Genomic DNA, 5,991 nt, shown 5'->3' with positions numbered 1-5,991 from the left:
GCAACATGATCGACCTGTGCCCGGTCGGCGCGCTGACCAGCAAGCCGTTCCGTTACAGCGCCCGCACATGGGAGCTGTCGCGCCGCAAGTCGGTGAGCCCGCACGATTCCGTCGGCGCGAACCTCGTGGTGCAAGTGAAGAACAACCGCGTGATGCGTGTTCTGCCGTTCGAAAACGAATCGATCAACGAATGCTGGATTTCGGACAAGGACCGCTTCTCGTACGAAAGCCTGAACAGCCCGGAACGTCTCACGCAGCCTATGCTCAAGCAAGGCGGCAAGTGGGTCGGGACCGACTGGCAAAGCGCGCTTGAATACGTGGTCAAGGGTCTGAAGGGTATCAAGGGCGACCATGGCGCGAACGCGCTCGCCGCTCTCGGCAGCGTCCACAGCACCGTCGAAGAACTGTTCCTGCTGAAGCAACTGGCGAGCGCGGTCGGTACGCCTAACGTCGATTTCCGTCTGCGTCAGTCGGACTTCTCCGCCCCGGTCAACGGTGCGCCGTGGCTCGGCACGACGATCGCCGATCTGTCGAATGTCGACTCCGCACTGGTGATCGGTTCGGATCTGCGTCGCGATCATCCGCTGTTCGCCGCGCGTCTGCGTCAGGCCGCCAGGAGCGGCACCAAGCTCACGCTCGTGCAAGCGACGAACGACGACGCGATGATTCCGCAAGCACAACGCGTGGTTGCCGCGCCGTCGGCATGGCTCGACGCGCTGGCTGGCATCGCTGGCGCGGTCTCGGAAGCGAACGGTGTGGCACTCCCGGAAGCTTTTGCCGGCACGCAACCGACAGACGCTAACAAACAGGTTGCGAAGTCGCTCGCCACCGGCGAACGCCGCGTGGTGTTGCTCGGCAACGGCGCGGTCCGTCATCCGGATTTCGCCCTGATTCACGCAGCGGCGCAATGGATCGCAGAGGCGACCGGCGCAACGCTGGGTTTCCTCACGGAAGGCGCCAACACGGTCGGCGCGCATCTCGTGAACGCATTGCCGGGCGAGGGTGGCCTGAACGCTCGCGAAGTGTTCGAACAACCGCGCAAGGGTTATGTGCTGCTGAATGTCGAACCCGAGTTCGACACGGCCAATCCGACGCAGGCTTTGGCCGCGCTGAACCAGGCCGAAATGGTTGTCGTGATGTCGCCGTTCCAGACGGGCGCTGATTATGCAGACGTGCTGCTGCCGATCGCACCGTTCACGGAAACGGCCGGCACGTTCGTCAACGCCGAAGGCACGGTGCAGACGTTCAACGGCGTTGTGCGTCCGCTCGGCGATACGCGTCCGGCATGGAAGGTGTTGCGCGTGCTGGGCAGCCTGCTCGGCGCGCCGGGCTTCGAATTCGATACGTCGGAAGAAGTGCGCACGGCAGCGCTCGGCGATGGCGAATTGACGTCGCGTCTGTCGAACAAAACGGGTGTCACGGTTGCACGCGGCAAGGCAGTGAAGGCGGCGGAAGGCAAGTTCGAGCGCATCGCCGACGTGCCGATCTATCACGCCGACTCGCTGGTGCGTCGCGCTGAGTCGCTGCATCTGACGGCCGCGGCGCGCGCGGCGAATTCGGCCGGCCTGCCGGTTGGGCTGTTCGACAAACTGGGTTTGAAGGAAGGCGACGCGGTGCGCGTGCGCCAGGGCGAGCAATCGGTGCAGTTGCCGGCCGTGCGCGACGCGAATCTTGCGGAGACAGTCGTCCGCGTATCGGCGGCTACGCCTGCCGGTGCAGCGCTGGGCAGCCTGTTCGGTGAACTGCTGGTGGAGAAGGCGTAAATGAGCTTGTTCGATACGATCAACTCGGGCGGCACCCAGCTTCTCGGTGTGGCATGGCCCACGGTGTGGGCACTCGTGCGCATCCTGGTGGTGGCCGTCGTGATCCTGCTGTGCGTGGCTTACCTGATTCTGTGGGAGCGTAAGCTGATCGGCTGGATGCACGTGCGTCTCGGTCCGAACCGCGTCGGCCCCGCAGGTTTGCTGCAGCCGATCGCCGACGTGCTGAAGCTGCTGCTTAAAGAAGTGATTCAGCCGGCCCAGGCTAGCCGCTGGATCTACATGATCGCGCCGATCATGGTGGTGGTGCCGGCCTTCGCGGTCTGGGCGGTGATTCCGTTTCAGGCGGGCGCGGTACTCGGCGACATCAACGCGGGTCTGTTGTATGCGATCGCGATTTCGTCGGTTGGCGTGTACGGCGTGATCCTGGCCGGCTGGGCTTCGAACTCGAAGTACGCATTCCTCGGCGCCATGCGCGCCGCCGCGCAGATGGTCTCGTACGAAATTTCGATGGGCTTTGCGCTCGTCGTCGTGCTGATGACCGCGGGCAGCCTGAATTTGTCGGACATCGTGACTTCGCAGGAGCGCGGCATTTTCGCGGGCTACGGCTTGACCTTCCTGTCGTGGAACTGGCTGCCGCTGCTGCCGATGTTCGTCGTGTACTTCATCTCGGGCATCGCCGAAACGAACCGTCACCCGTTCGACGTGGTGGAAGGGGAGTCGGAAATCGTCGCGGGCCACATGATCGATTACTCGGGAATGGCGTTCGCGCTGTTCTTCCTCGCCGAGTACATCAACATGATCGTGATCTCGGCATTGGCTGCAACGCTGTTCCTCGGCGGCTGGAGCGCACCGTTCGGCTTCCTGTCGTTTATCCCTGGCATCTTCTGGCTGGTGCTGAAGGTTTTCTTCCTGTTGTCGGTGTTCATCTGGGCGCGTGCCACATTCCCGCGCTATCGCTATGACCAGATCATGCGTCTGGGCTGGAAGATTTTCATTCCGGTCTGCGTGGTGTGGCTGGTGGTGGTCGGCTTCTGGATCATGTCGCCGTTGAATATCTGGAAATAAAGGGCGGATGAACCCATGACCGCAATCCAAAACTTTTTCAAGACCTTCTTCCTGACGGAACTGCTCAAAGGCCTCGCGCTGACCGGACGTTACACGTTCCAGCGCAAGGTGACGGTGCAGTTCCCCGAAGAGAAGACCCCGATTTCGCCGCGTTTTCGCGGCCTGCACGCGCTGCGCCGCTATGAAAATGGCGAAGAGCGTTGCATCGCCTGCAAGCTGTGCGAAGCGGTGTGCCCGGCGCTCGCCATCACGATCGAATCGGAAACCCGTGCGGACAATACGCGCCGCACGACGCGGTACGACATCGACCTGACCAAGTGCATCTTCTGCGGTTTCTGTGAAGAAAGCTGCCCGGTCGATTCGATTGTCGAGACGCACATTCTCGAATATCACGGCGAAAAGCGCGGCGACCTGTATTTCACGAAAGACATGCTGCTGGCCGTGGGCGATCGCTACGAAGCGGAGATCGCCGCGAACAAGGCAGCCGACGCACCGTATCGTTGAAGCGCTTCTGTTAAAGCGGTAAATGCAGCAGTAACACGGCCTGTTGTCGGGCCGAGCGCCGCGGCCTGAGCGCCGCGACACGGCGCACCTGTGCGGTTGTTCTGGCGGTTTCGGCCGCTTTTACCCGCCACGTGCCAAAGAACAATGCCTGACGATGGCCTAACGATGAACCGGTAATCATGGAATTCACGACCGTACTGTTCTACATCTTCGCGCTGCTCCTGGTGGTTTCAGGGCTGAAGGTGATCACCTCGCGCAACCCGGTTTCGTCCGCACTGTTTCTGGTGCTGGCGTTCTTCAACGCAGCCGCGATCTGGATGCTGCTGCAGGCCGAGTTCCTCGCGATCCTGCTGGTGCTGGTGTATGTCGGCGCGGTGATGGTGCTGTTCCTGTTCGTCGTGATGATGCTGGACATCAACATCGACGTGCTGCGCAAAGACTTCAAACGCTTCGTGCCAATGGCCACGGTGGTGGGCGCGATCATCGTGATCGAAACCGCACTGATCCTGTGGCACGGCTACGGCGCGACCGCCACGGCGCTGCGCGACACCACGGCTGCCGCGAACGGTATGGCCGACTGGTCGAACACGCGCCTGATCGGCAAGATCATCTACACCGACTACATCTTCGCGTTCGAAGTCGCCGGCCTCGTGCTGCTGGTGGCGATCATCGCGGCGATTGCGCTGACCACGAGCCACAAGAAAGATAGCAAGCGCCAGAACGTCAGCGAGCAGGTCAAGGTACGTGCTCAAGACCGCGTGCGCGTCGTGAAGATGGCATCAGAAAAGACCGCCGCGACCGTCGCGGCGGAAGAAGCCGCCGCAGCGGCAGCGGCGGCCGACTCGGCGCCCGCTAAGAACAGCTGAGCGGACAGGAGATAGAAATCATGTTGACCCTTGCTCATTACCTTGTCCTCGGCGCGATCCTGTTTGCGATCAGCATCGTCGGCATTTTCCTGAACCGTCGCAACGTCATCATCATCCTGATGGCGATCGAACTGATGCTGCTGGCGGTGAACACCAATTTTGTCGCGTTCTCGCATTATCTCGGCGACGTGCATGGCCAGATCTTCGTCTTCTTCGTGCTGACGGTTGCAGCCGCGGAAGCGGCGATCGGCCTCGCAATTCTGGTGACCCTGTTCCGTAGTCTCGACACGATCAATGTCGAGGATCTCGATCAGCTCAAAGGTTAATTTCAGGTAAAGCGGCTATGTCAACGATACTCAATGAAAACCTGCTGCTGGCGATCCCGCTGGCACCGCTGGCCGGCTGCCTGGTTGCGGGGCTGTTCGGGAAGGCGGTAGGGCGAGCCGGTGCGCATTCGGTCACGATCCTCGGCGTCGCGATTTCCTTCATCCTTTCGGCCATCGTGTTTTTCGACGTGCTGAACGGCGCGAGCTTCAACGCGACCGTTTATGAATGGATGTCGATCGGCAAGACGAAGTTCGAGATCGGTTTCCTGGTCGACTCGCTGACGGCGATGATGATGTGCGTGGTGACCTTCGTGTCGCTGATGGTGCACATCTACACGATCGGCTACATGGCCGACGACGACGGTTACCAGCGCTTCTTCTCGTACATCTCGCTGTTCACGTTCTCGATGTTGATGCTCGTGATGAGCAATAACTTCCTGCAACTGTTCTTCGGCTGGGAAGCGGTCGGTCTGGTGTCGTACCTGCTGATCGGCTTCTACTTCACGCGTCCGACGGCGATCTACGCGAACATGAAGGCGTTCATCGTGAACCGGATCGGCGACTTCGGGTTCCTGCTCGGTATCGGCCTGCTGTTCGCGTTCGCCGGTTCGATGAACTACGGCGATGTGTTCGCGAAGCGCACCGAACTCGCGGCATTGACCTTCCCGGGCACGGACTGGGGTCTGCTGACGGTCGCCTGCATCTGCCTCTTCATCGGCGCAATGGGTAAGTCGGCGCAGTTCCCGCTGCACGTCTGGCTGCCGGATTCGATGGAAGGCCCGACGCCGATTTCCGCACTGATTCACGCGGCAACCATGGTGACGGCCGGTATCTTCATGGTCACGCGCATGTCGCCGCTGTTCGAACTGTCGGATACGGCGCTGTCGTTCATCACGATCATCGGTGCGATTACAGCTTTGTTCATGGGCTTCCTCGGGATTGTCCAGAACGACATCAAGCGCGTGGTGGCTTACTCCACGCTGTCGCAGCTCGGTTACATGACGGTCGCGCTCGGCGTGTCGGCCTACCCGGTCGCCGTGTTCCACCTCACGACGCACGCGTTCTTCAAGGCGCTGCTGTTCCTCGGCGCGGGTTCCGTGATCATCGGCATGCACCACGACCAGGACATGCGCAACATGGGCGGCCTGCGTAAATACATGCCGATCACATGGATCACATCGTTGATCGGTTCGCTGGCGCTGATTGGTACGCCGTTCTTCTCGGGCTTCTACTCGAAAGATTCGATCATCGATGCAGTGAAGGCGTCGCACATCGCCGGCTCGGGTTTCGCATATTTCGCAGTGGTGGCAAGCGTGTTCGTCACGGCGCTGTATTCGTTCCGCATGTACTTCCTGGTATTCCACGGCAAGGAGCGCTTCCGCGGTCCGAAGCATCCGGAAAGCCCGATGGGTATCGAAGCCGCGGCGCATGCACATGATTCACACGGCCATGATAGTCACGATGGGC

At 61.0% G+C, this 5,991-nt stretch carries 6 protein-coding genes; all 6 read left to right on the top strand.

The window, feature by feature from the left end:
* Positions 1-1,763: molybdopterin-dependent oxidoreductase (locus QOC89_RS23135; RefSeq protein ID WP_323047145.1), on the top strand; the 1,763-nt coding region annotated here is incomplete at its 5' end.
* The gene (nuoH, locus tag QOC89_RS23130) at positions 1,764-2,828 is read left to right on the top strand and encodes an NADH-quinone oxidoreductase subunit NuoH (RefSeq protein ID WP_323047144.1); all 1,065 of its coding nucleotides are present in this window, start codon (positions 1,764-1,766) and stop codon (positions 2,826-2,828) included. It abuts the gene before it with no gap.
* A gap of 15 nt (positions 2,829-2,843) precedes the next feature.
* Positions 2,844-3,332 carry an NADH-quinone oxidoreductase subunit NuoI gene (gene nuoI, locus QOC89_RS23125; RefSeq protein WP_012432383.1) on the top strand — a complete coding sequence of 163 codons (489 nt, stop codon included), beginning with the start codon at positions 2,844-2,846 and terminating at the stop codon, positions 3,330-3,332.
* A 179-nt stretch (positions 3,333-3,511) separates the two neighbouring features.
* On the top strand, positions 3,512-4,198 hold the full coding sequence (locus QOC89_RS23120) for an NADH-quinone oxidoreductase subunit J (RefSeq protein ID WP_179741651.1): 687 nt from the start codon (positions 3,512-3,514) through the stop codon (positions 4,196-4,198).
* A gap of 20 nt (positions 4,199-4,218) precedes the next feature.
* A complete protein-coding gene (nuoK, locus tag QOC89_RS23115; protein ID WP_006052894.1) occupies positions 4,219-4,524 on the top strand; it encodes an NADH-quinone oxidoreductase subunit NuoK in 306 nt (101 codons plus the stop codon).
* 17 nt (positions 4,525-4,541) lie between these two features.
* On the top strand, positions 4,542-5,991 hold a 1,450-nt coding region (nuoL, locus tag QOC89_RS23110; RefSeq protein WP_323047143.1), incomplete at its 3' end, for an NADH-quinone oxidoreductase subunit L.

The organism is Paraburkholderia sp., assembly GCF_034668105.1.
Taxonomy (GTDB): domain Bacteria; phylum Pseudomonadota; class Gammaproteobacteria; order Burkholderiales; family Burkholderiaceae; genus Paraburkholderia.
The sequence above is the reverse complement of the archived record's forward strand: the minus strand, read 5'-3'. Positions and strand labels throughout refer to the sequence as shown.